The 22,947-nt window shown below is 70.8% G+C and carries 19 protein-coding genes; 8 read left to right on the top strand and 11 right to left on the bottom strand.

All coding sequences use genetic code 11. From position 1 onward, the window contains the following. Positions 1-29 precede the first annotated feature (29 nt). From OG453_RS29055 to OG453_RS29080, 6 genes are all read left to right on the top strand, one after another. Positions 30-1,145 carry a sugar ABC transporter substrate-binding protein gene (locus tag OG453_RS29055; protein WP_266871494.1) on the top strand — a complete coding sequence of 372 codons (1,116 nt, stop codon included), beginning with the start codon at positions 30-32 and terminating at the stop codon, positions 1,143-1,145. A 198-nt stretch (positions 1,146-1,343) separates the two neighbouring features. Further along, positions 1,344-2,132 carry an ATP-binding cassette domain-containing protein gene (locus OG453_RS29060; RefSeq protein ID WP_266871495.1) on the top strand — a complete coding sequence of 263 codons (789 nt, stop codon included), beginning with the start codon at positions 1,344-1,346 and terminating at the stop codon, positions 2,130-2,132. Next, positions 2,129-3,418, top strand: coding sequence for a sugar ABC transporter permease (locus tag OG453_RS29065; RefSeq protein ID WP_266871496.1), 1,290 nt, complete (start codon positions 2,129-2,131; stop codon positions 3,416-3,418). The genes OG453_RS29060 and OG453_RS29065 overlap by 4 nt, the downstream gene beginning before the upstream one ends. 191 nt (positions 3,419-3,609) lie before the next feature. Next, positions 3,610-5,544: a 1-deoxy-D-xylulose-5-phosphate synthase gene (dxs, locus tag OG453_RS29070; RefSeq protein ID WP_266871497.1), complete on the top strand. Its 1,935-nt coding sequence runs from the start codon at positions 3,610-3,612 to the stop codon at positions 5,542-5,544. A gap of 150 nt (positions 5,545-5,694) precedes the next feature. After that, complete coding sequence (locus tag OG453_RS29075) at positions 5,695-7,197, top strand: amino acid permease (protein WP_266871498.1); 1,503 nt, start codon at positions 5,695-5,697, stop codon at positions 7,195-7,197. A gap of 83 nt (positions 7,198-7,280) precedes the next feature. Continuing rightward, entirely contained in the window at positions 7,281-8,783 is a 1,503-nt protein-coding gene (locus tag OG453_RS29080) for a glycosyltransferase family 39 protein (protein ID WP_266871499.1), read from the top strand. A 256-nt stretch (positions 8,784-9,039) separates the two neighbouring features. On the opposite strand, the gene OG453_RS29085 is transcribed toward OG453_RS29080, so the two are convergent. Further along, entirely contained in the window at positions 9,040-9,429 is a 390-nt protein-coding gene (locus OG453_RS29085) for an NTP pyrophosphohydrolase (RefSeq protein ID WP_266871501.1), read from the bottom strand. 161 nt (positions 9,430-9,590) lie between these two features. Here OG453_RS29085 and OG453_RS29090 point away from each other — a divergent pair, with 161 nt between their 5' ends. Further along, complete coding sequence (locus OG453_RS29090) at positions 9,591-10,706, top strand: hypothetical protein (RefSeq protein WP_266871502.1); 1,116 nt, start codon at positions 9,591-9,593, stop codon at positions 10,704-10,706. A 103-nt stretch (positions 10,707-10,809) separates the two neighbouring features. Here the strand turns inward: OG453_RS29090 and OG453_RS29095 are convergent, their stop codons facing one another. The 5 genes from OG453_RS29095 to OG453_RS29115 form a co-directional block, all read right to left on the bottom strand. Beyond that, positions 10,810-12,942 carry a 3-hydroxyacyl-CoA dehydrogenase NAD-binding domain-containing protein gene (locus OG453_RS29095; RefSeq protein WP_266871503.1) on the bottom strand — a complete coding sequence of 711 codons (2,133 nt, stop codon included), beginning with the start codon at positions 12,940-12,942 and terminating at the stop codon, positions 10,810-10,812. After that, the gene (locus tag OG453_RS29100; protein ID WP_266871504.1) at positions 12,939-14,159 is read right to left on the bottom strand and encodes an acetyl-CoA C-acyltransferase; all 1,221 of its coding nucleotides are present in this window, start codon (positions 14,157-14,159) and stop codon (positions 12,939-12,941) included. Before OG453_RS29100 ends, OG453_RS29095 begins: the two co-directional genes overlap by 4 nt. Before the next feature lie 397 nt (positions 14,160-14,556). Next, a complete protein-coding gene (locus OG453_RS29105) occupies positions 14,557-15,822 on the bottom strand; it encodes a ribonuclease D (RefSeq protein WP_266871505.1) in 1,266 nt (421 codons plus the stop codon). A 78-nt stretch (positions 15,823-15,900) separates the two neighbouring features. After that, positions 15,901-16,563 carry a response regulator transcription factor gene (locus OG453_RS29110; protein ID WP_030687574.1) on the bottom strand — a complete coding sequence of 221 codons (663 nt, stop codon included), beginning with the start codon at positions 16,561-16,563 and terminating at the stop codon, positions 15,901-15,903. A gap of 249 nt (positions 16,564-16,812) precedes the next feature. After that, the gene (locus OG453_RS29115) at positions 16,813-17,481 is read right to left on the bottom strand and encodes a DUF3000 domain-containing protein (protein ID WP_266871506.1); all 669 of its coding nucleotides are present in this window, start codon (positions 17,479-17,481) and stop codon (positions 16,813-16,815) included. Positions 17,482-17,602: 121 nt separating this feature from the next. On the opposite strand from OG453_RS29115, the gene hemE reads away from it, so the two are divergent. Continuing rightward, positions 17,603-18,670 carry a uroporphyrinogen decarboxylase gene (gene hemE, locus OG453_RS29120; RefSeq protein WP_266871508.1) on the top strand — a complete coding sequence of 356 codons (1,068 nt, stop codon included), beginning with the start codon at positions 17,603-17,605 and terminating at the stop codon, positions 18,668-18,670. Positions 18,671-18,756: 86 nt separating this feature from the next. Here hemE and OG453_RS29125 read toward each other — a convergent pair whose 3' ends face one another. From OG453_RS29125 to OG453_RS29145, 5 genes are read right to left on the bottom strand one after another with little or no spacing between them, the layout of a single operon-like run. Beyond that, positions 18,757-19,545: an endo alpha-1,4 polygalactosaminidase gene (locus OG453_RS29125; protein WP_266871509.1), complete on the bottom strand. Its 789-nt coding sequence runs from the start codon at positions 19,543-19,545 to the stop codon at positions 18,757-18,759. Beyond that, positions 19,542-20,207: a spherulation-specific family 4 protein gene (locus OG453_RS29130; RefSeq protein ID WP_266871510.1), complete on the bottom strand. Its 666-nt coding sequence runs from the start codon at positions 20,205-20,207 to the stop codon at positions 19,542-19,544. Before OG453_RS29130 ends, OG453_RS29125 begins: the two co-directional genes overlap by 4 nt. Beyond that, positions 20,204-21,127, bottom strand: coding sequence for an NAD(P)-dependent oxidoreductase (locus tag OG453_RS29135; protein WP_266871511.1), 924 nt, complete (start codon positions 21,125-21,127; stop codon positions 20,204-20,206). Before OG453_RS29135 ends, OG453_RS29130 begins: the two co-directional genes overlap by 4 nt. 7 nt (positions 21,128-21,134) lie before the next feature. Continuing rightward, the gene (locus tag OG453_RS29140; RefSeq protein ID WP_266871512.1) at positions 21,135-21,848 is read right to left on the bottom strand and encodes a nucleotidyltransferase family protein; all 714 of its coding nucleotides are present in this window, start codon (positions 21,846-21,848) and stop codon (positions 21,135-21,137) included. Between the two features lie 52 nt (positions 21,849-21,900). Further along, positions 21,901-22,902 carry a GDP-mannose 4,6-dehydratase gene (locus OG453_RS29145; RefSeq protein ID WP_266871513.1) on the bottom strand — a complete coding sequence of 334 codons (1,002 nt, stop codon included), beginning with the start codon at positions 22,900-22,902 and terminating at the stop codon, positions 21,901-21,903. Positions 22,903-22,947 lie beyond the last annotated feature (45 nt).

Here is a 22,947-nt window from a genome sequence, read left to right on the forward strand (position 1 = left end):
CGACGCGGCCACGTCAGGGAGGTTCCCAAATGAACACGCGTATGCGTCGTGCCGCCGTTGCCGTTGCCGCCACCACCATGGCCGTCACCCTTGCCGCCTGTGGCAGTGCCAAGGAGTCCGGCGGTGACAAGGATGAGAATGCGGGCTCGAAGAAGGGTGACGCGCTGAACATAGGTCTGCTCCTGCCGGAGAACCAGACCGCGCGTTACGAGAAGTTCGACAAGCCGCTGATCGAGAAGCACATCAAGGAGCTGACCGACGGCAAGGCCAAGGTCACCTACGCGAACGCCAAGCAGGACGCGACCGTACAGAACCAGCAGGCCGACACCATGATCACCAACAAGGTGGACGTGCTGATCGTGGACGCCGTGGACTCCAAGGCGATCGCCGGTTCGGTCAAGAAGGCCAAGGACGCGGGCATCCCTGTCGTGGCGTACGACCGCCTTGCCGAGGGCCCCATCGACGCGTACACCTCCTTCGACAACGAAGAGGTCGGCCGCGTCCAGGGCAAGGCCCTCCTCGAGGCCCTCGGAGACAAGGCCAAGGGCGGCCAGATCGTGATGATGAACGGCGCGATCACCGACCCGAACGCCAAGCTCTTCAAGAAGGGCGCCGAGTCCGTGCTCAAGGGCAAGGTCAAGGTCGGCAAGTCGTACGACACCAAGGAGTGGAAGCCGGAGAACGCCAACGCCAACATGGAGGGCGCGATCTCGGCCCTCGGCAAGGACAAGATCGACGGCGTCTACTCCGCGAACGACGGCATGGCGGGCGGCATCATCACCGCCCTCAAGGCCGCGGGCCTCTCCAAGCTCCCGCCGGTCACCGGCCAGGACGCCGAGCTCGCCGGAGTGCAGCGCATCGTCGCGGGCGAGCAGTTCATGAGCGTCTACAAGTCCTACCCGGCGGAGGCCAAGGTCGCCGCGGAGATGGCCGTCGCGCTCGGCAAGGGCGAGAAGCTCGACTCCATCGCCAAGACGAAGGTCGACAGCCCCACCACCAAGGGCGTCCCCACCGTGCTCGTGCCGGTCGTCTCGCTGACCGACAAGAACATCAAGGAGACCGTCATCAAGGACGGGATCTACTCCGTCGACGAGATCTGCACGGCCAAGTACAAGGCCGACTGCGGCAAGGTCGGCCTGAAGTAAGTCCCCCGCTTTCCACGGGACTTCACCACCATTGAGGCCTGTCCGGTGCTCCGCTTCAACAGCCCCGCAGCTATGGCGGGGCGCCGGACAGAAACACCCTCTGGTCTTCGCGTTCTTCTGCTCCGCTCGTACTTCTCGTACGTCTCGTATTTCTCGTTCTCTTCTGTTCAACCTCCCGCCGGTCAGGCGGCGAAGGAGATGGTTCACGTGTCCGCTACGCCCGTGTTGGCGTTGCGCGGGGTCTCCAAGCGATTCGGTGCCGTCCAGGCGCTCACCGACGTAGAGCTTGAGGTCCGTGCCGGTGAGGTGGTCGCCCTGGTCGGCGACAACGGCGCAGGAAAGTCCACGCTGGTCAAGACGATCGCCGGCGTGCATCCCATCGATGACGGTGTCATCGAGTGGGAAGGCAAGAGCGTCTCGATCAACAAGCCGCACGACGCCCAGAACCTGGGCATCGCGACCGTCTACCAGGACCTCGCGCTGTGCGACAACATCGACGTCGTAGGCAATCTCTACCTCGGGCGTGAGCTGCGCAGGCGCGGCGTGCTCAACGAGGTGGAGATGGAGCGCCGCGCCCGCGAGCTCCTCACCACGCTGTCGATCCGCATCCCCAGCGTCCGCATCCCGATCGCCTCGCTCTCCGGCGGTCAGCGCCAGACCGTGGCGATCGCCCGCTCGATGCTGGGCGAGCCCAAGCTCGTCATCCTCGACGAGCCCACAGCCGCCCTCGGCGTCGAGCAGACCGCCCAGGTCCTCGACCTGGTGGAGCGGCTGCGCGAGCGTGGCCACGCGGTCATCCTCATCAGCCACAACATGGCGGACGTCAAGGCCGTCGCGGACAAGGTGGCGGTGCTCCGGCTCGGCCGGAACAACGGAGTCTTCGACGTGAAGACCACCTCGCAGGAAGAGATCATCTCCGCCATCACGGGCGCCACGGACAATGCCGTGACCCGTCGCGCGGCGCGCAACGTGGAGGTCCAGAAGTGAGCATCGAGAAGACCTCCACGCCCGGCGACGCACCCGTCGACGCCCCGGCCGCCGCGGCCGACGCCGTCACCGCCGTCGACCCCCGCCTGCTCGTGCGCGAGCAGGGCTTCGCCGGATACATCACCGAGTTCAAGCGGAAGATGCGCGCCGGTGACCTGGGCTCCATCCCGGTCGTCGCGGGCCTCATCATCATCTGGGCGATCTTCGCCTCGATGAACTCGCGCTTCATGACCGCGGAGAACCTCAGCAACATCTCCGTCGCCATGGTCGGCACCGGCATGATCGCGGTCGGCATCGTCTTCGTGCTGCTGCTCGGCGAGATCGACCTGTCGGTCGGCTCGGTCAGCGGTGTCGCGGGCGCGGTCGCCGCCGTGCTCGCCGTCACGCACGGCGCACCCGAGTGGATAGCCCTGATCGTCGCCGTCCTCACCGGCACCGTGATCGGCACCATCCACGGCTTCTTCTTCGCCCGCATCGGCGCCCCGGCGTTCGCCGTCACCCTGGCAGGCCTGCTGTTCTGGCAGGGCTTCATGCTCCAGATCCTGGGCGACAACGGCACGATCAACCTGGACTCCGAAGGCCTGATCGCCAAGCTGACCTCGTACTACTTCACGGACGTCGCCGCGGCCTACGGCCTCGCCGTCGTCGCGGTCGTGGCGTTCTTCCTCTCCTCCTTCCTGGACAGCCGCCGCCGCGAGGCGGCCGGAGTCCCGTCAAGGCCGCTGAGCGAGATCGTCGTGCGCACGGTGGTCCTGGCCGTCGTGGCCTTCGCCGCCGCGATGATGTTCAACCAGTACAAGGGCCTCCCGCTGGCCCTGGTGATCTTCCTGGTGGTCCTGGTCGGCACCGACTTCGTGCTGCGCCGCACGGGCTACGGCCGCAAGATCTTCGCCCTCGGCGGCAGCGTCGAGGCGTCCCGCCGGGCCGGTATCAACGTCACCCTGATCCGTACGTCGGTCTACGCGATCGCCGGTACGTTCGCGGCGGCGGGCGGCCTCTTCATGGCCTCCAAGATCGCCGCCGCCAACCAGGGCGCCGGCACCGGTGACCTCCTGATGAACGCCATCGCGGCGGCCGTCATCGGCGGCACCAGCCTCTTCGGCGGCCGCGGCCGCACCTGGAACGCCCTCCTGGGCGTCATGGTGATCACGTCCATCCAGTACGGCCTGGCACTCGAAGGCATTGCGACGCCGGTCCAGTACATGATCACCGGTGGCGTACTGCTCGCCACGGTCGTGATCGACTCCGTGACCCGCAAGACCCAGAAGACGGCAGGCCGCGCCTGACCTGCCCGAACCCTGATCGGGGGCTGCCCGGTACCGCAATGGCGCGGTGCCGGGCAGTTCTCTGTCTACCGCCGATCGCGTGACGCACAACTCCCGGCCCGGACGCCGCCGTCAACTGCGGAACATTAGACTCATCAGGCCCGGGCAACATCCGGGCAACGCTTGAACAGCTCTACTGCAAGGAGGCACGGGTGCCGCTGCTGACCCGCATCAGGGGACCGCGCGATCTGGACCGGCTCAGCCAGGAGGAGCTGATCCAGCTGGCCGACGAGATCCGCACCTTCCTCGTCGACGCAGTCTCCAAGACAGGCGGCCACCTCGGCCCCAACCTCGGCGTGGTCGAGCTCACGATCGCCATGCACCGCGTCTTCGAGTCCCCCCAGGACAAGATCCTCTACGACACCGGCCACCAGAGCTACGTACACAAGCTGCTCACCGGCCGCCAGGACTTCTCGAAGCTGAAGATGAAGGGCGGCCTCTCCGGCTACCCCTCGCAGGCCGAGTCCGACCACGACGTGATCGAGAACTCGCACGCCTCCGCCGTCCTCGGCTGGGCCGACGGTCTCGCCAAGGCCAATGAGCTGCGCAAGAAGGACGACCACGTCGTCGCCGTCATCGGCGACGGCGCGCTCACCGGCGGCATGGCCTGGGAGGCCCTGAACAACATCGCGGCCGCCAAGGACCGCCCCCTGGTGATCGTCGTCAACGACAACGAGCGCTCGTACGCGCCCACCATCGGCGGCCTCGCCAACCACCTGGCCACCCTGCGCACCACGGACGGCTACGAGCGCTTCCTGGCCCGCGGCAGGGACCTCCTGGAGCGCACCCCGGTCGTCGGCAAGCCCCTCTACGAGACGCTGCACGGCGCGAAGAAGGGCCTGAAGGACTTCATCGCCCCGCAGGGCATGTTCGAGGACCTGGGCCTGAAGTACGTCGGCCCGATCGACGGCCACGACATCGAGGCCCTGGAGTCCGCCCTGACGCGCGCCAAGCGTTTCGGCGGCCCGGTCATCGTGCACTGCATCACCGAGAAGGGCCGCGGCTACAAGCCCGCCCTTGAGGACGAGGCCGACCACTTCCACTCCGTCGGCAAGATCCACCCCGACACCGGCCTGCCCATCGCGTCCTCCGGCGTCGACTGGACCTCCGTGTTCGGCGAGGAGATGGTCAAGCTCGGCCACGAGCGCGAGGACATCGTCGCGATCACCGCGGCCATGCTCCAGCCGGTCGGCCTCGACAAGTTCTCCAAGGAGTTCCCGGAGCGGGTCTACGACGTCGGCATCGCCGAGCAGCACGGCGCGGTCAGCGCCGCGGGCCTGGCCACCGGCGGCCTGCACCCCGTCTTCGCCGTGTACGCGACCTTCCTCAACCGCGCCTTCGACCAGCTCCTGATGGACGTGGCCCTGCACAAGTGCGGCGTCACCTTCGTCCTGGACCGGGCCGGCATCACCGGCACCGACGGCGCATCGCACAACGGCATGTGGGACATGTCGATCCTGCAGTGCGTGCCGACCCTGCGGATCGCCGCCCCGCGCGACGCCGACCAGGTCCGTCTGCAGCTGCGCGAGGCCGTCGAGGTCGAGGACGCCCCGACCGTGGTGCGCTTCTCCAAGGGCGCGGTCGGCCCGGCCGTCAAGGCCGTCGGCAAGGTCGGCGGCATGGACGTCCTGCGCAAGGCCGCCACGCACCGGCCTGACGTCCTCCTGGTCTCCGTGGGCGCGCTCGCCCCGATGTGCCTGGAGATCGCCGATCTCCTCGACAAGCAGGGCATCACCACGACCGTCATCGACCCCCGCTGGGTCAAGCCCGTCGACGAGGCGCTCGCCCCGCTCGCCGAGCAGCACCGCGTCGTGGTCACCGTCGAGGACAACTCCCGCGCGGGCGGCGTCGGTTCGGCGATCGCCCAGGCCCTGCGCGACGCGGGCGTCGACGTGCCGCTGCGCGACTTCGGCATCCCGCCGCGCTTCCTCGACCACGCGTCCCGCAAGGAGGTCATGGCCGAGATCGGTCTGACCGCCCCGGACATCGCCCGCCAGATGACGGGTCTCGTCGCCAAGCTGGACGGGCGCTTCGAGCGGGCCGCGGCCGTGGACTCGGTCGACGCGGGGGAGCCCGCGCGCGACTGACGGTCGTCAACCACCGTCCCTCATGGGCCGGTCCCACCACCCTGTACGGGTGGTGGGACCGGCCCATTTGCGTGAATCCCCCCGTGCCGGAGCTTGCGGAACACCCCCCGTCTCGATCATGTCGAGGACGACAAGCGTGGAGGTACGCCCGTGACAAGCACCCTTTTCAGAACGAAGACTGTCGAGCAGTCCATCCGGGACACCGAAGAGCCCGAGCATGCGCTCAAGAAGTCGCTCTCCGCCTTCGACCTCATGGTCTTCGGCGTCGGCGTCATCATCGGCACCGGCATCTTCGTCCTGACCGGCAAGGTGGCCAAGGAGAACGCGGGGCCCGCGACCGCCCTTGCGTTCGTCGCCGCAGGCATCGTCTGTGCCCTTGCGGCCCTGTGCTACGCCGAGTTCGCATCGACCGTCCCGGTGGCCGGGTCGGCGTACACCTTCGCCTACGCCTCCATCGGTGAGCTGCCCGCCTGGATCATCGGCTGGGACCTCGTCCTCGAATTCGCCCTCGGCACGGCCGTCGTCGCGGTCGGCTGGTCCGGATATGTGCGCTCCCTGATGGACAACGCGAACTGGCATCTACCGAATGCCCTGGAAGGCCCCGACATTCCAGGCGGCAGCTTCGACATCCTGGCCTTCCTGCTGGTCCTGGTGCTGACCGCGATCCTGGTGGTCGGCATGAAGCTGTCCGCCAACATCACCGCGGTCGTCGTGGCCATCAAGGTGACCGTGGTCATGATCGTGATCATCGCGGGTCTCTTCTTCATCGTGGGTGACAACTACTCGCCGTTCATCCCCGACGCGGTGACCCCGGAGGTCGGGGTGGGCTGGGAAGACGCCCCCATGGTCCAGCTGATCTTCGGCTACGAACCCACCAACTTCGGCGTCATGGGCATCTTCACCGCCGCCTCCGTCGTCTTCTTCGCCTTCATCGGCTTCGACGTGGTCGCCACCGCCGCAGAGGAGACCAAGAACCCGCAGCGCGACATGCCGCGCGGCATCCTCGGCTCGCTCCTCATCTGCACGGTCCTGTACGTGGCCGTCTCGCTCGTGGTCACCGGCATGCAGCACTACACCAAGCTGTCCGTCAGCGCGCCCCTCGCCGAAGCCTTCAAGGCCACCGGTCACCCCTGGTACGCCGGCGCCATCAGCTTCGGTGCCGCCGTCGGCCTGACCACCGTGTGTCTGATCCTGCTGCTCGGCCAGACGCGCGTGTTCTTCGCGATGAGCCGCGACGGTCTGCTGCCGCGCTTCTTCTCCATCACGCACCCGCGCTTCAAGACGCCTTACCGCCCGACCATCCTCCTTGGCGTCGTCATCGCCATCATCGCGGGCTTCACCAGCATCAACGAGCTCGCGACCCTGGTGAACATCGGCACCCTCTTCGCGTTCGTCGTCGTGGCCATCGGCGTGATCGTCCTGCGCCGCACCCGCCCCGAACTGCACCGCGCCTTCCGCACCCCGCTGGTGCCGCTGGTGCCCATCCTCTCGGTGGCCGCCTCGGTGTGGCTGATGCTGAACCTGCCGGGCGAGACGTGGCTGCGGTTCGGCATCTGGATGGTGCTCGGCTTCGTCGTCTACTTCCTGTACGGGCGTTCGCACAGCCGGATGGGCAAGAGCGGGGGCGGACTCCAGGCCGAAGACGCTCTGTAGCCGCCGCGGTCTCTTGCCGTCAATCGACCGGCCCCGTATGTCCCGCTCTGATGGGGACTGCGGGGCCGGATAGCGTGCACCCCATGCTCGCCGAGCCCTCCGCGTCCCTACGTTCCGTACGCGTCCCCTGGGTGCCGCGCCCCCGCACGGAGCACGCGCCGGCGCCCCGCCGCCCGTACTTCAGGCGCCTGCTCCCGGTCCTCGCCGCGCTGGCCTGCCTCACCCGGGTGCCCTCCTTCCGGTGGCCGCTGTGGAGCCCGGACGAGGGCTATCTCGCCGTCCAGGCAAGGATGTTGGCGGACGGCGGCGCGCTCTACGAGACGGTCGTCGACCGCAAGCCGCCGCTCGTCCCCTGGCTGTACGAAGGGGCCTTCGCGCTCTGCGGCGACACGAGCCTGCTCCCGCTGAAGGTGCTCGCGGTCGCGGCCCAGCTCGCCACCGCCGTCCTCCTCACGTGTGTCGCCCGGCGCCGCTGGGGCGACGGGGCGGGCCGCACGGCCGGCGTGCTGTATCTCCTGATCTCGGTCGGCCTGAACCCGGAGGACGTACAGGCGGCCACCTTCGAGGTGTTCATGCTGCCCTGTACAGCGGCCGCCCTGTGGTGCGCCGACCGGCGCCGGTGGGCCCTGGCCGGGGCCGCAGTGGCCTGCGCGTTCCTGGCCAAGCAGACCGGGGGAGCGATGCTGGTGCCGGTGGCGTGGCTCCTCTGGAGCTCAGGGGCGGGCCGAAGGGACGTACTGCGCCTGGGAGTTGGTCTGTGCGGCCCGGTCCTCGCTGCGGCCGCCGTCACCGACCCGGCCGGCTTCCTCTTCTGGACGGTGACGGGATCGGGCGCCTACGCCTCCTTCACCGGGTCCGAACTCCACGTGCTGGTCCGGGGTTTGACCAATACGGTGATCCTCGCGGCGGCCTGCGCCGGGATCATCCCGCCCGTCGTACGCGTCCTGCGCGTCGCGCGCACCGGCTCGGCGGAGCTGTGGCTCTGGCTCGCCTCATCGGTGGGTGCGGTTCTGGTCGGCTTCCACTTCTTCGGCCACTACTACCTCCAACTCACCCCACCACTCGCCCTGTTGGGCACCGCGGCGCTCCAGATCCTGCCCCGTGAGCGCACCCTGACGGCGGTGTCCGTGACGGCCGGGGCGTGTGTGCTGTTCCTGGCCTGGGGGATGCTGGCGCCGCGCCCCGAACTGGCGCACGCCGAGCGGATCGCCGACGAGGTCAGGGCGCGCACATCCCCGCGCGACCGGGTGCTGCTCTGGGGGATACACCCCGAGACGTACTGGCTCGCCGACCGCGACCCCGCGAGCCGCTATCTGACCGCGGGGCTCCTGACCAACTACAGCGGCGGCCGCAACGGCCCCCAGGTGGGCGAGAAGTACGCGGTTCAGGGCGCCTGGCCGGTCTTCCGCGCCGAGCTCGCGGCCGCGCCGCCCGCGCTGATCGTCGACGACTCGCGGGGCAAGCCGTTCGCCCCGGAGCGGGTGCCTTCGCTGCGCCGGGTGCTCGCGGCGGGCTATGCGCCGGTGGCGACGGTGGACGGCGCGGTGATCTACTCCCGGGTCCACTCCCGCCCGGCGTCGGGCTGACGCACGGTGTGCGGGCCGGGGCGCTGCGCGGGGAGTTCGGTCGCCCGGTGGCTGTGGTGTGCGTGGTGCTCGCCCGGTGGCTGTGGTGGGCGCGGTGGTCTACTCCCGGACCTACTCCCGCCCGGCGTCGGGCTGACGCACGCTGCGCGGGCCGGGGCGCTGCGCGGGGAGTTCGGTCACCCGGTGGCCGTGGAGTCCGTGGTGGCCGCGGTGCTCGCCCGGTGGCTGTGGTGGGCGCGGTGGTCTACTCCCGGACCTACTCCCGCCCGGCGTCGGGCTGACGCACGCTGCGCGGGCCGAGGCACCGCGCGCCGAGATCGGTCACCCTGCGGCGCAGTTCCCGGTCGGCGGTGACGACGACGCAGGCCCGGTCGGAGCCCTGCAGCGCCACCAACTCCACGATCCGGTCGTCCCCGCTGCCCGGCGCCGAGTCGACGCGTACGCCCGGCACGGACTCCACACCGCGGGCCTGCCCCTCGACGACGAGCACGACGTCCAGCGGGCCCGGAAGGCCGGGAAGGCCCTCATCCGCGTACGGCACCAGACGGTCCCGCAGCCGCTCGGCGGCCCCGCGCCGGTCGCGCCACCAGCCGTCGGGGACCGAGCCGACGACGTTCGCCGCGTCGACGACGAGCAGAGTTGTCATGGCGCAACCCTGGCACACCAAGGGTCCGGGCCCTGACCGGCGGCCGTGCGCACCAAACGTAGACTTGTGGGCCGTCGGCCCCAGGACATGTCCGGCCCCGAACCCCGGACAGTCCCCAGGCCACGACCAGCGAACGCTCGAAGGAAGGTCGGCGCCGAGTCATGCCGCAGAGGTCAGCCCCCAGGCCCGGGCAGGAGCCCGCCCACCCGGCCGGCGGCGACCGCGCCGCGACCGGTACGCCCGAGACCGGCCGCTGGCTGCTGCGCGGCAAGGACGACCGGCTCACCGCGTACGCCCGCACGGACGGGGGCCTGCTGCGCTGGACGGAGACCCGCCCCGGCGGCCCCGACTGGACGGGCCCCGACTTCTTCGCCGCACCGGACATCACCCATCTCACCCTGGCCCAGGGCGCCGACGGATACGTGCACTTCATCGGCCTGCGACGGCGCCCGAAGCCGGGCGGCGCGGACCCCGAGGTCGATGTCGTGCACGCCATCCAGTACCAGTCGGGGCGCCCGCTGATGGACTGGCGCTCGCTCGGCAACCCGCACACCAAGCTCGTCGAGCGCGCCCCGCACCTCGGCGCCCCGACCGCCGCGGTGGACGCCGCGGGCACGGTCCATGTCTTCGTACGGGACGCCGTGAACAGCGTCCGGCTGCGGCGCGAGGGCAAGGGCGGCCAGTGGGAGGGCTGGAAGGACTTCAAGGTCCGCCAGGTCCTCGACGGCATCGTGGCCGTCGCCACCTCGACGGGACGCGTGGCGGTCTTCGGGCCCGCGGCCGACAAGACGCTGCACTGGGCCCAGGAGAAGCAGGGCGGCGAGTTCGTGCGCGGCGACGACATCCCGCTGGCCCCGGCACCCGGCTCGGGCACGGCCCTGGAGACCGCGGAGGACGGCCTCACGTACTACGCCGCCGACGCCCGCGCCACGGGCGTCCAGGCCCACCGCTCCGACGCCGCCCCGATCCCCCTGAGCGGCACCCCCGACCCGGGCCCCACGGCCGCCCTGCGCGCGACGATCGACGGCCACGACTGCACGATCCTCGCCCACCGCACCCGTACCGGACGCCCCGCGCTCGCGGCGTTCCCCACGGAGCGCGAGGAGGCGGGCCTGTGGTGGTCCGAGACCGGCGAACCGTGCCTGGGATCACCGGCGTTGGCGCTCGACGCGCGCGGGCGGGTGGTGCTCGCGGCGATCAGCGTGGACGGCACGCTGCACATCGCACGGCAGAAGGCGGAGCCGGGCCTCGCCCTGGACGCGTGGACGCGGGTCTGACCCGTACGCCCGTACGTCGCAGGCCCCGGGAAACGGCGAAGGGGTGTCCGGTCGGCAGCCGACCGGACACCCCTCTCACTGTTCAGGAGTCACTGCTCAGGCGTTACGCGGGCACGCTCGCCAGGCCCTGCTCCAGGAACTTCTTGCCGGTGACCCGCTCGCTGACACCCGCCCGGTCCAGGTACGGCGTGATGCCGCCCAGGTGGAAGGGCCAGCCGGCGCCGGTGATCAGGCACAGGTCGATGTCCTGCGCCTCGGCGACGACACCCTCGTCGAGCATCAGACGGATCTCCTGCGCCACCGCGTCGAGCACGCGGTCACGGGTCTGCTCCTCGGTCAGGACGACATCGCCCTGCTTGAGGAGAGCGGCGACCTCCGGGTCGAGCTCCGGCTTCCCGCTGTCGTACACGTAGAAACCGCGCTTGCCGGCCTTGACGACGGCGGCGAGGTTCGGGGACACCGTGAAGCGCTCCGGGAAGGCGCGGTTCAGGGTCTCCGACACATGCAGACCGATGGCAGGACCGACCAGCTCGAGCAGAACCAGCGGCGACATCGGCAGACCGAGCGGCTCGACGGCCTTCTCGGCGACGGCGACCGGGGTGCCCTCGTCGATGACGTTCTGGATCTCGCCCATGAAGCGGGTGAGGATGCGGTTCACGACGAACGCCGGGGCGTCCTTCACGAGCACCGCGGTCTTCTTCAGCTTCTTGGCGACACCGAAGGCTGTGGCCAGGGAGGCGTCGTCCGTCTGCTCGCCGCGGACGATCTCCAGGAGCGGGAGGATCGCGACCGGGTTGAAGAAGTGGAAGCCGACGACCCGCTCGGGGTGCTTCAGCTTCGACGCCATCTCGGAGACGGACAGCGAGGAGGTGTTGGTGGCGAGGATGGCGTGCGCCGGAGCGACGGCCTCGACCTCGGCGAACACCTGCTGCTTGACGCCGATCTCCTCGAAGACGGCCTCGATGATGAAGTCGGCGTCGGAGAAGCCCTCGGCCTTGTCCAGGACACCGGAGACCAGGCCCTTGAGGCGGTTGGCCTTGTCCTGGTTGACGCGGCCCTTGAGGAGCAGCTTGTCGATCTCGGCGTGGACGTAGCCCACACCCTTGTCGACGCGCTCCTGGTCGATGTCGGTCAGGACGACCGGCACCTCGAGGCGGCGCAGGAAGAGCAGCGCGAGCTGCGAGGCCATCAGGCCCGCGCCGACGACGCCGACCTTGGTGACCGGGCGCGCCAGGTTCTTGTCCGGGGCACCCGCCGGGCGCTTGGCGCGCTTCTGTACGAGGTTGAACGCGTAGAGCCCGCTGCGCAGTTCGCCACCCATGATGAGGTCGGCGAGCGCGACGTCCTCCGCGTCGAAGCCCTTCTGCAGGTCGCCGTCCTTGGCGGCCTCGATGATCTCCAGGGCGCGGTAGGCGGCCGGGGCCGCACCGTGCACCTTGGAGTCGGCGATGCCACGGCCGCGCGCGACGGCGGCGTCCCAGCCCTCGGCGCGGTCGATCTCGGGGCGCTCCACCGTGACGGTGCCGTTGAGCACGGACGCCGTCCAGATCAGCGACTGCTCGAGGAAGTCGGCACCCTCGAAGAGCGCGTCGGCGATGCCGAGCTCGAAGACCTGCTTGCCCTTGAGCTGGCGGTTCTGGTTCAGCGAGTTCTCGATGATGACCGAGACGGCCTTGTCGGCGCCGATCAGGTTCGGGAGCAGCGCACAGCCGCCCCAGCCCGGGACCAGACCGAGGAAGACCTCGGGCAGCGAGAAGGCGGGCAGCGCCTTGGAGACGGTGCGGTAGGAGCAGTGCAGACCGACCTCGACGCCACCGCCCATCGCGGCACCGTTGTAGTAGGCGAAGGTCGGCACGGCGAGGCCGGACAGACGCTTGAAGACGTCGTGTCCGCTCTTGCCGATGACGAGCGCGTCCTCGTGGCGCTTGAGGATCTCCACGCCCTTGAGGTCGGCGCCGACGGCGAAGATGAACGGCTTGCCGGTGATGCCGGCGCCGACGATCGTGCCCTCGGCCGCCTCCTTCTCGACCTGGTCGATGGCGGCGTTGAGGTTCGCCAGCGAGCCGGGGCCGAAGGTGGTCGGCTTGGTGTGGTCGAAGCCGTTGTCGAGCGTGATGAGCGCGAAGCGCCCGGCGCCCGCGGGCAGGTCGAGGTGGCGTACGTGCGCCTGCGTGACGACCTCGTCCGGGAACAGCTCGGCCGCGCCCTTCAGAAGCTCAGCGGTGTTGGTGCTCACTTGCTGCCTCCGTTGAAGTTCGGGTTCTCCCAGATGACCGTGGCGCCCATGCCGAAGCCGACGCACATGGTCGTCAGGCCGTAGCGGACCTCGGGCTGCTCCTCGAACTGCCGCGCCAGCTGCGTCATCAGACGTACGCCGGAGGAGGCGAGGGGGTGGCCGTACGCGATGGCGCCGCCGTACTGGTTGACGCGCGCGTCGTCGTCGGCGATGCCGTAGTGCTCGAGGAAGGCGAGCACCTGGACGGCGAAGGCCTCATTGATCTCGAAGAGACCGATGTCGTCGATGGTCAGGCCCGCCTGGGCGAGCGCCTTCTCCGTGGCCGGGATCGGCCCGTAGCCCATGACCTCGGGCTCGACACCCGCGAAGGCGTACGAGACGAGGCGCATCTTGACCGGCAGGTTGTTCTCGCGGGCGAAGTCCTCGGAGGCGATGATCGACGCCGTGGCGCCGTCGTTGAGGCCCGCGGCGTTGCCGGCGGTGACGCGGCCGTGCGTACGGAACGGCGTCTTCAGACCCGAGAGGTTCTCCAGGGTCGTCCCCGGGCGCATCGGCTCGTCGGCGGTGGCGAGACCCCAACCGGTCTCACCGGCCTCGGCGTTCGTCCGGCGCACGGAGACCGGCACCAGGTCCTGCTGGATCTTGCCGTTGGCGTACGCCTTGGCGGCCTTCTCCTGCGAGCGCACGGCGTACTCGTCGGAGCGCTGCTTGGTGATGCTCGGGTAGCGGTCGTGCAGGTTCTCGGCGGTCATGCCCATGAAGAGGGCGGACTCGTCGACGAGCTTCTCGCTCACGAACCGCGGGTTCGGGTCGACGCCCTCGCCCATGGGGTGGCGGCCCATGTGCTCGACACCACCGGCGATGACGGCGTCGTACGCGCCGAACGCGATGGAGCCGGCGGTCGCCGTCACGGCGGTCAGGGCGCCGGCGCACATGCGGTCGATCGAGTAGCCCGGCACGGACTGGGGCAGGCCCGCCAGGATCCCGGCCGTGCGGCCCAGCGTCAGACCCTGGTCGCCGATCTGCGTGGTCGCGGCGATGGCGACCTCGTCGATCTTGGCGGGGTCGAGGGCCGGGTTGCGGCGCAGCAGCTCCCGGATGGCCTTCACGATGAGGTCATCCGCACGGGTCTCGTGGTAGATGCCCTTCGGGCCCGCCTTGCCGAACGGGGTGCGGACGCCATCAACGAAGACGACGTCCCTGACGGTACGAGGCACGATGGCTCTCCTCCAGGGTGCGGGTGCGCCTGCGGCGCGCTTCCGGGAACCATGCTACTTGTCGGTAACTAGGCTGCCCAGTCCCGGCTCGGGGAGGCGAAGGTCACACTTGGCCTGCGGCCTGGCTGGGCGGTGCGTTCCGGCCCCCGGGGCGGGGCGCGCCGATCCCCCCGGCTGCCGCCGGGCGGGTGCGCCGAGCGTCCCGGCTGCCGCAGGGCGGGCTGTCCTGTACCGCCGCTCCGCGGCGGATCCTTTCCCGCCCACCCACCCGATTACCCGGCATCCGCCAGGGGCGTACGGGCCGCGCGTCCGTCGCAACGCGAGCCACCCACCCGCTTGCCCCGTGTTGCGGGGTAATCGGGTGGGTGGGTGGGAGAGATCCGCCGCGGAGCGGCGGTCAGGTGAGGGCCGTCACCAGGGCCGGTGTGACCTGGGTGATCTGCCAGGGGCGCGCGCCGTGCGAGGCCAGCGCCGCCGCGACGGAATCCGCGTCCACCTGGGCCGGCGGCTCCCAGCAGACCCTTCGTACCGTGTCCGGAGTGATCAGGTTCTCCTGCGGCATGTTCAGCTCCTCGGCCAGCGCCGAGACCGCTGCCCGCGCGGCGGAGAGGCGCGCCGCGGCCGCCGGGTCGCGGTCCGCCCAGGAGCGCGGCGGCGGCGGCCCGGACACGGCCTGCCCCGGCTGCGGCAGCTCGGAGTCGGGCAGGGCCTTGGCCCGGTCCACCGCGGCCTGCCACTGCTCGAGCTGGCGCCGCCCCATGCGGTGCCCGAAGCCGGTGAGCCCGGCGAGCGCGTGCACGTTCGGCGGCAGCGAAAGCGCCGCCTCGACGATCGCGCCGTCGCTCAGCACCTTGCCCGGCGACACGTCCCGCCGCTGGGCCACCTTGTCGCGCGCGGTCCACAGTTCGCGTACGACCGCCATCTGGCGACGCCGCCGCACCTTGTGCATCCCGGACGTACGACGCCAGGGGTCCTTGCGCGGCGGCGCGGGCGGCGCGGAGGCGATCGCGTCGAACTCCTCGCGGGCCCACTCCAGCTTGCCCTGCCGGTCGAGCTCCTTCTCCAGGGCGTCGCGCAGGTCGACGAGGAGCTCCACGTCCAGCGCCGCGTACCGCAGCCACGGCTCGGGCAGCGGGCGCGTCGACCAGTCGACGGCCGAGTGTCCCTTCTCCAGGACGAAGCCGAGCACCCCCTCGACCATCGCGCCGAGGCCGACCCGGGGGAATCCGGCGAGCCGCCCCGCGAGCTCCGTGTCGAAGATGCTGGTCGGGATCATGCCTATTTCGCGGAGGCAGGGCAGGTCCTGAGTGGCGGCGTGCAGGACCCACTCCGTACCGGAGATCGCCTCGCCGAGCCCCGAGAGGTCGGGGCAGGCGACGGGGTCGATCAGGGTGCTGCCCGCGCCTTCGCGGCGCAGCTGCACGAGGTAGGCGCGCTGGCCGTACCGGTAGCCGGACGCGCGCTCGGCGTCCACGGCCACGGGGCCACTGCCTGCCGCGAACGCGGCGATCACCTCGGCGAGGGCGGTCTCGTCGGCGACCACCGGGGGGATGCCATCACGCGGCTCGTCCAAAGGGATCGGCGCCGATTCGACGTCGTCCGGAGGGCCGCCTCCGGTGGTTCGCAGTGAGCTGTCTGCTGCGGTCTCTTGGGCGTCGGTCACCTGTCAAGGGTATCTGTGTATGCACAGCACCCGTCGACGGAACGTTCCGTCGACGGGTGTGCGAGGGGTGTAAATGAGTCAGTGGATGATTCCGGTGCGCAGCGCCACCGCTACCATCCCGGCCCGGTCACCCGTGCCGAGCTTGCGCGCGATACGGGCGAGGTGACTCTTCACGGTCAGGGCGGAGAGCCCCATCGAGACGCCGATGGCCTTGTTCGACTGGCCCTCGGCGACGAGGCGGAGCACCTCGACCTCGCGGCCGGACAGCTCGCGGTAGCCGCCGGGGTGGCTCGGGGCGCCCGGGGGGCGGCGGTGCATTCGGGCGGCGGCCGAGCCGATGGGCGCGGCGCCGGGGCGGGTGGGGAGACCGACATTGGTACGGGTACCGGTGACGACATAGCCCTTCACGCCGCCCGCGAGGGCGTTGCGTACGGCGCCGATGTCGTCGGCGGCGGAGAGCGCGAGGCCGTTGGGCCAGCCCGCCGCGCGGGTTTCGGAGAGGAGCGTCAGGCCGGAGCCGTCGGGGAGGTGGACGTCTGCGACGCAGATGTCACGGGGGTTGCCGATGCGGGGACGAGCCTCCGCGATCGACGAGGCCTCGATCACGTCGCGCACACCGAGCGCCCACAGGTGGCGGGTGACGGTGGAGCGGACACGTGGGTCGGCCACGACGACCATGGCGGTCGGCTTGTTCGGGCGGTAGGCGACCAGGCTTGCGGGCTGCTCGAGGAGAACGGACACCAGGCCTCCTGGGGTGCGGGACGGAACCGGCTCGGGGATGAAGCCGGGACGAACCGTGCTTTCAAGGTCACCCACCTCTTCGGCACCAAACCCGCCCGCCTTTAGAGAATGATCACGATTTGGTGAGTAACAATTCGGACCATTCGGACACATGATCGATCATCCGAAGATCAACCCGAATCGGAGTCGCTCAGAAACGATCCCGCAGGTGTCCGGGCGTCACCCGGACACCTGCGCGGGCATCTCCGCTCACGGACTCTGCGGTCCCCGGCGCTGCGGCAGCGACACCACGGAACCGTCGCCTCCCTGCCCGGCGGGCGGCAGCCCCGCCACCTGACAGAGCAGATCGCACCACGCGGCCAGGTGCGCCGCGGTGTCCGGCACCCCGCCGAACCCTTCGTGCGGCGCCGGCGTCCAGGAAGCCCGGATCTCGATCTGCGACGCGGGCGGACGCTGGGCGAGTCCGCCGAAGTAGTGCGACCCGGCGCGGGTGACCGTGCCGCTCGGCGCCCCGCACACCAGACCGCGCGCCCCCAGCGCACCCGTCAGCCACGACCAGCACACCTCGGGCAGCAGCGGGTCCGCCGCCATCTCCGGCTCAAGTTCCGCGCGCACCAGCGTGACGAGGCGGAACGTGCCGTGCCAGGCCTCGTGCCCCGCCGGGTCGTGCAGCAGCACCAGGCGGCCGTCCGCCAGGTCGTCGTCGCCGTCCACCACCGCCGCCTCCAGCGCGTACGCGTACGGGGCGAGGCGCTGCGGAGGCCGCGTCGGGTCGATCTCGATCTCGGGCCGAAGCCGTGCCCCGCGCAGTGCGTCCACCGCCGCGCGGAAGGGCAACGGAGCCGATTCCCCCACCTTCCCCTCCGTACTTTCCATCTCGCCAGCGCCGTCCGACCGTTGTCCCTGAGCCGCAGCCATGCGGGGAAGATTAAGGGGAACCGCCGCTTCGCGCAGGGAGGGACACCCCTGAGAGGGGGCTCGGTCAAGCCAGGGTGTCCCTCGGGACAGGGGGCGCACGGCCCCGTGCGAGACTTTCCGCGTGAGTGCCAACAACAGCCCCGCGGGCCAGCAGAACGCAGCGACGTACGACTCAGCCTTCATGAAGGCCTGCAGGCGCGAGCCCGTGCCGCACACGCCGGTCTGGTTCATGCGGCAGGCCGGGCGCTCACTTCCCGAGTACCGCAAGGTGCGCGAGGGCACGGCCATGCTGGAGTCCTGCATGATGCCGGAGCTCGTCACGGAGATCACGCTGCAGCCCGTGCGCCGCCACAAGGTCGACGCCGCGATCTACTTCAGCGACATCGTCGTACCCCTCAAGGCCATCGGCATCGACCTCGACATCAAGCCGGGCATCGGCCCGGTCGTCGCCAACCCGATCCGCTCGCGCGCCGACCTCGCGCAGCTGCGGGACCTGACGCCTGAGGACGTCCACTACGTCACCGAGGCGATCGGGATGCTGACGGGCGAGCTGGGGTCGACGCCGCTCATCGGGTTCGCCGGTGCGCCTTTCACCCTCGCGAGTTACCTGGTCGAGGGCGGTCCGAGCCGTAACCACGAGCACACCAAGGCGCTCATGTACGGCGACCCGGAGCTCTGGGCCGAGCTGCTCGACCGGCTCGCGGAGATCACCGGGGCCTTCCTGAAGGTGCAGATCGAGGCGGGCGCGAGCGCCGTGCAGCTCTTCGACTCGTGGGTGGGCGCGCTCGCCCCGGCCGACTACCGGCGCTCCGTGATGCCCGCGTCGAAGAAGGTGTTCGACGCGGTGGCTTCGTACGGCGTGCCGCGCATCCACTTCGGTGTCGGCACGGGCGAGCTGCTCGGACTGATGGGCGAGGTGGGCGCCGACGTGGTGGGCGCCGACTGGCGGGTGCCGATGGACGAGGCGGCCCGGCGGGTCGGTCCCGGCAAGGCGCTGCAGGGCAACCTCGACCCGGCGGTCCTCTTCTCCACGCGCGAGGCGGTCGAGGCCAAGACGGACGAGGTGCTCGCCGCCGCTTCCGGGCTCGAAGGGCACATCTTCAACCTCGGCCACGGAGTCCTGCCGTCGACGGACCCGGACGCGCTGACGCGGCTCGTGGAGCACGTCCACACGCGCACGGCCGTCTGAAAGACGTCCGCCTGGTTGACGTCCGTCTGAAAGATGTCTGAAAAGGGTCCCTGTCCGATCGGGCAGTGACCCTTTTCTGTTGGGTGTCAGCAGGGTCTGCGCCACGCGTCCAGGTCCAGCCTCTTGCGCATGGAGGACAGGCCGAGGCGGCGTGTGCGGTCGCAGAACTCCTCGTTGGGCACGGCGTACTCGACGTGCAGGACCGCCTTGCCCGCCTTCACGAACGGGGTGAGCTCGGCGCACTCCTTGTACTGGGCGCACTCCTCGTTGACGGCGAAGTCGAAGTCGTCGACGAGCCGGGGGATCTGCGGCAGGTCGTTCTTCAGGCCGACGGACAGGCCGCGGTCGTGCGCGAGGCGGGCGATCATCCGGTTGAAGGCCAGCTGATCGCGGGCGGTCAGGGGGAATCCGGTGCGGTTGAGGTAGCCGTCGAGGAGGTCAGGCTCCACGGCGTCGAAGCCCTTGCCGCGGCACATGTCGAAGCGCGCCGCCATCAGCGGGCGCAGCACATCGAGACGGCGGATGTCGAGCCAGCGCTCCCCTTTCCAGCCGTTGGGGCGGCCCAGGACCGAGGCGGGGAAGTCGCCGCTGTCGGGGCGGAAGGACTCCCAGGCACCCACGTTGACGTAACAGATGACGCGGCGCCCGTCCTTGTGCAGCCGGGCCACGTCGGACGCGCGGTTCTCGAAGCCGTCGATGTCGTAGACGGGCACGTCCACGCGCGGATCGACGCGGCCGTCGAGCTGCCACTGCCAGGCGGTGCCGGGACGCGGCCGCCACGGTTCCGGGTCCGCTTCGTCCCGCGCGGCCGACGAGCAGCCGGAGAGGAGGAGGACGGCGGCAAGGAGCGGGGCGAGCGCGCGGCGGCGGGTCACGACTCCTCCCCGCTGCCGCGGAACGGCGGCGGCTGCGTCCAGGGATTGGGCCCCGCCCCCGGCACCGCGCAGTGCACGCCCGCACCCCGCCGTACCGCGGTGCGTCCGGCGAGGCGGGCCAGCGCCGGCGGCACCCCGTACACGAGGTGGCAGAAGTGCTCGGGGGAGTGCCGGGCCGTCCAGGGCGGGGCGGTGAACGAGCTCAGATACGTCGACCAGTGGCCCTCGAACGTGACGAGCAGATCGGCGGCCCGGGCATACCCCGGCGCCGGATGCACGCCCGGGTTGAGCACCACCGTCCGCGCGCCACGCCCCCGCGCCGAACGGACCAGACGCCGGCAGTGCCGCAGCTCGCGGCGGCCGGGCGCGACCCGGTCGAGGAAGCAGCCGTCCACCCCGTACCAGGCGCGGTGGCGGTCCAGGTCGTCGGTGACGGCGTCGAGCGGCCGCCGCCCGTACGCCGTGTCGACATAGCCGAGCACCCGCACCCCCGCCTCGCGCAGCGCGCGCGAGGCGGAGGTGAACGCGGGGTCGGGGGCCTGCCCCGGGCCGTCGGCGGCGTTCAGGACGACGCCGTACAGCTGGGGCGCGGCCGCCAGGAGCGCCTGCCAGGCCGCGGGGTCCGCGGCCGGGTGGACGTACAGCGGCACCAGCAGCGTCATCGCGGATCCCCGACGGCGTGCCCGATGGGTGACGATCCGTCGGCGGCCCACAGCGCGGTCAGGGAATCCCGCAGCGAGCGCACCGGTGTCCAGCCCAACTCCCGTTCCGCCGCGGAGATGTCGGCGCACTGCCAGGGCACGGCCACCGAGCGGCCCACCTTGCCGAGCGTCTCCTCCACGCGCCCGGTGAAGCCCGCGGCGGCCACCAGGCCGTGCATCAGGTCGCGCACCGGGACGGCCCGGCCGCTGCCGATGTTCAGCAGGCGCGGCCGCCCCGATGTGGTCAGCGTCAGCGCCACGGCGTCCGCCACATCGCGTACGTCGACGAAGTCCCGGTGCGCCGACAGGTCGCCGACCCGTACCGTGCCGTGCGGCGTACGGCACAGCGCATGGCGCAGCTCGGCGGTGAGCCGGCCCGGGAGCCCGGCGCGGGAGGCGCCAGGGCCCACCGGGTTGGTGACCCGCAGGACGAACGCGTCGAGCCCCGCGTCGAGGACGGCGAGGGTGCCGGCCAGCTTGGTCGCGCCGTACGGGGCGACCGGGCGGGCGGGGGCGTCCTCGGGGGTCCGCTCGCCGATGCACGTCGGCCCGTACTCGGCGGCCGAGCCGAGATGCACCAGGCGGGCGGTGGGCGCCGCGGCCCGCAGAGCGTCGCAAAGGACCGCGGGGCCCCGGGAGTTGACCTCGGCGAGGGCAAGCACTCCGCCACCGACCGCGCCCGCGCAGTTGACCACGGCGTCGGGCGCGGCCCGGGCGAGCTGCTCGGCGAGGGCGTCGGTGGTCACGCGGGCGAGGTCGATCCGGAGGTCGTCCGAAGGGGCGCGGCCGCCGCGGAACAGCCGCACGCCCGGCAGGGCGTGCAGCCGCTCGGCGATGTGCCCGCCCAGGTATCCGGTGGAGCCCAGGACGAGAATGCGCACGGTGTCGTCACGCCCCCTTGAGGAGCAGCGAGCGGTGCGTGGTGAACTCCGCATTCGCGCGGTCGTAGTCGTCCGGGCGGCCGATGTCGAGCCAGTAGCCGTCGAAATCGTAGGCGTGCGGCGGGGTTTCGGACTTCAGCAGGTCGAGGACCAGTTCGTCGAAGCCGAGCGGAAGGCCGGGTGTGTAGGGGGCGAGGGTGTCGCGCGAGACCCCGTACACCCCCATGGAGACGCGGTAGTCGATGCTCGGCTTCTCCGTGAAGGCGACCACGCGCTGCGAGTCGGTGGTGAGCACGCCGAAGTCGATGTTCACCTCGCGTGCGTACGTCGCGATGGTGAGCGGCGCGGCGGACGCGCGGTGGCTGGTGAGCACGTCCGCGTAGTCGAGGTCGGTCAGGATGTCGCCGTTCATCACGAGGAAGTGCTCGGGAAGCCGGTCCATCATCGTCAGGAGCGGGCCCATGGTGCCGAGCGGGCTGTCCTCCGTGGAGTAGCCGACGCGCAGGCCCCAGCGGGCGCCGTTGCCGACGTAGGCGCGGATGATGTGGCCGAGGTGCCCGATGGCGATGGTGCAGCTGGTGAAGCCGGCGGTGGCCAGCTGGCGCAGCACGATCTCCAGGATCGCGTGCTGGTCGCCGATCGGGACGAGCGGCTTGGGCAGGGCGGTGGTGTACGGCCGGAGCCGGACGCCCTTGCCGCCGGCGAGTATGACTGCGTGCATGGTGGAACTCCCTTGCGCGGTGGGCGAGTTGAGTTGCGGTGCCGGGCGGGCGTCAGATGTTGTAGATGTCCGTCTTGTAGCGGGCCAGGTTGGCCGGGTCGCGGAAGAACTCGACGGTGCGGCGCAGGCCCTGTTCCAGGTCGTGGGCGGGGGCCCAGCCGGTGGCCGCGCGCAGCCGGGTCGCGTCGGCGACCAGGCGCATCACCTCGGAGGCCGCCGGGCGGATGCGCCGCTCGTCCTCGCGCACGTCCAGATCGGCGTCCATCACCTTGCCGATGAGCCGCACCAGGTCGCCCACCGAGATCTCGCCGCCGGTACCGGCGTTGAAGGTGCGGCCCACGACGGCGTCGGCGGGCGCGGTGCCCGCCGCGATGAAGGCCTGCGCGGTGTCCGCCACGAAGGTGAAGTCGCGGGTCGGCCGCAGATCGCCGAGGGTGATCTCCCGTGATCCTGCGGCCACTTGGCCGATCACGGTCGGGATGACGGCCCGCATCGACTGGCGCGGCCCGAAGGTGTTGAAGGGGCGCAGGGTGACCACGGGCGTCTCGAAACTCGCGTGGTAGCTGTCGGCGAGCCGGTCGCCGCCCGCCTTCGAAGCGGCGTACGGGGACTGGGTGTTGATGGGGTGGTCCTCGGTGATCGGCACGGTCTGTGCGGTGCCGTAGGTCTCGCTGGTGGAGGTGTGCACCAGGCGGGGTGTCTCCAAGTGGCGTACGGCCTCGAGGACGTTGAGGGTGCCCGTGACGTTGGTGTCCACGTAGCTGTGGGGCGCCTGGTAGGAGTACGGGATCGCGATGAGGGCGGCCAGGTGGTAGACGGTCTCCGCGCCGGCGACCAGGCCGCGGACCGAGCCCGGGTCGCGTACGTCGCCCAGGACGATCTCGACCTCGGAGAGCACGTCGGGGGCGAGGGTCTCCAGCCAGCCGTAGGACGAGAAGGAGTTGTACTGCGCCATCGCGCGGACCCGGTGGCCCGATGCGACCAGGGCTTCGGTGAGGTGCGAGCCGATGAAGCCTTCGGCTCCGGTGACGGCGACGAGTGGTGCGGAGGGCATGGGTGCTCCTGAAGGCGGTTCGGTGACTTGCAGGTGACGGAGGGT

The organism is Streptomyces sp. NBC_01381 (assembly GCF_026340305.1).
Classification (GTDB): domain Bacteria; phylum Actinomycetota; class Actinomycetes; order Streptomycetales; family Streptomycetaceae; genus Streptomyces.

What these genes read in the sequence shown, in the direction of transcription:
- OG453_RS29090 (WP_266871502.1), top strand. Translation starts at nt 9,591, where the DNA reads ATGCCGCAGAGGTCAGCCCCCAGGCCCGGGCAGGAGCCCGCCCACCCG.
- OG453_RS29130 (WP_266871510.1), bottom strand. Translation starts at nt 20,207, where the DNA reads ATGACGCTGCTGGTGCCGCTGTACGTCCACCCGGCCGCGGACCCCGCG.
- OG453_RS29145 (WP_266871513.1), bottom strand. Translation starts at nt 22,902, where the DNA reads ATGCCCTCCGCACCACTCGTCGCCGTCACCGGAGCCGAAGGCTTCATC.
- OG453_RS29060 (WP_266871495.1), top strand. Translation starts at nt 1,344, where the DNA reads ATGGTTCACGTGTCCGCTACGCCCGTGTTGGCGTTGCGCGGGGTCTCC.
- OG453_RS29080 (WP_266871499.1), top strand. Translation starts at nt 7,281, where the DNA reads ATGCTCGCCGAGCCCTCCGCGTCCCTACGTTCCGTACGCGTCCCCTGG.
- OG453_RS29085 (WP_266871501.1), bottom strand. Translation starts at nt 9,429, where the DNA reads ATGACAACTCTGCTCGTCGTCGACGCGGCGAACGTCGTCGGCTCGGTC.
- OG453_RS29140 (WP_266871512.1), bottom strand. Translation starts at nt 21,848, where the DNA reads ATGCACGCAGTCATACTCGCCGGCGGCAAGGGCGTCCGGCTCCGGCCG.
- OG453_RS29115 (WP_266871506.1), bottom strand. Translation starts at nt 17,481, where the DNA reads ATGGCTGCGGCTCAGGGACAACGGTCGGACGGCGCTGGCGAGATGGAA.
- OG453_RS29055 (WP_266871494.1), top strand. Translation starts at nt 30, where the DNA reads ATGAACACGCGTATGCGTCGTGCCGCCGTTGCCGTTGCCGCCACCACC.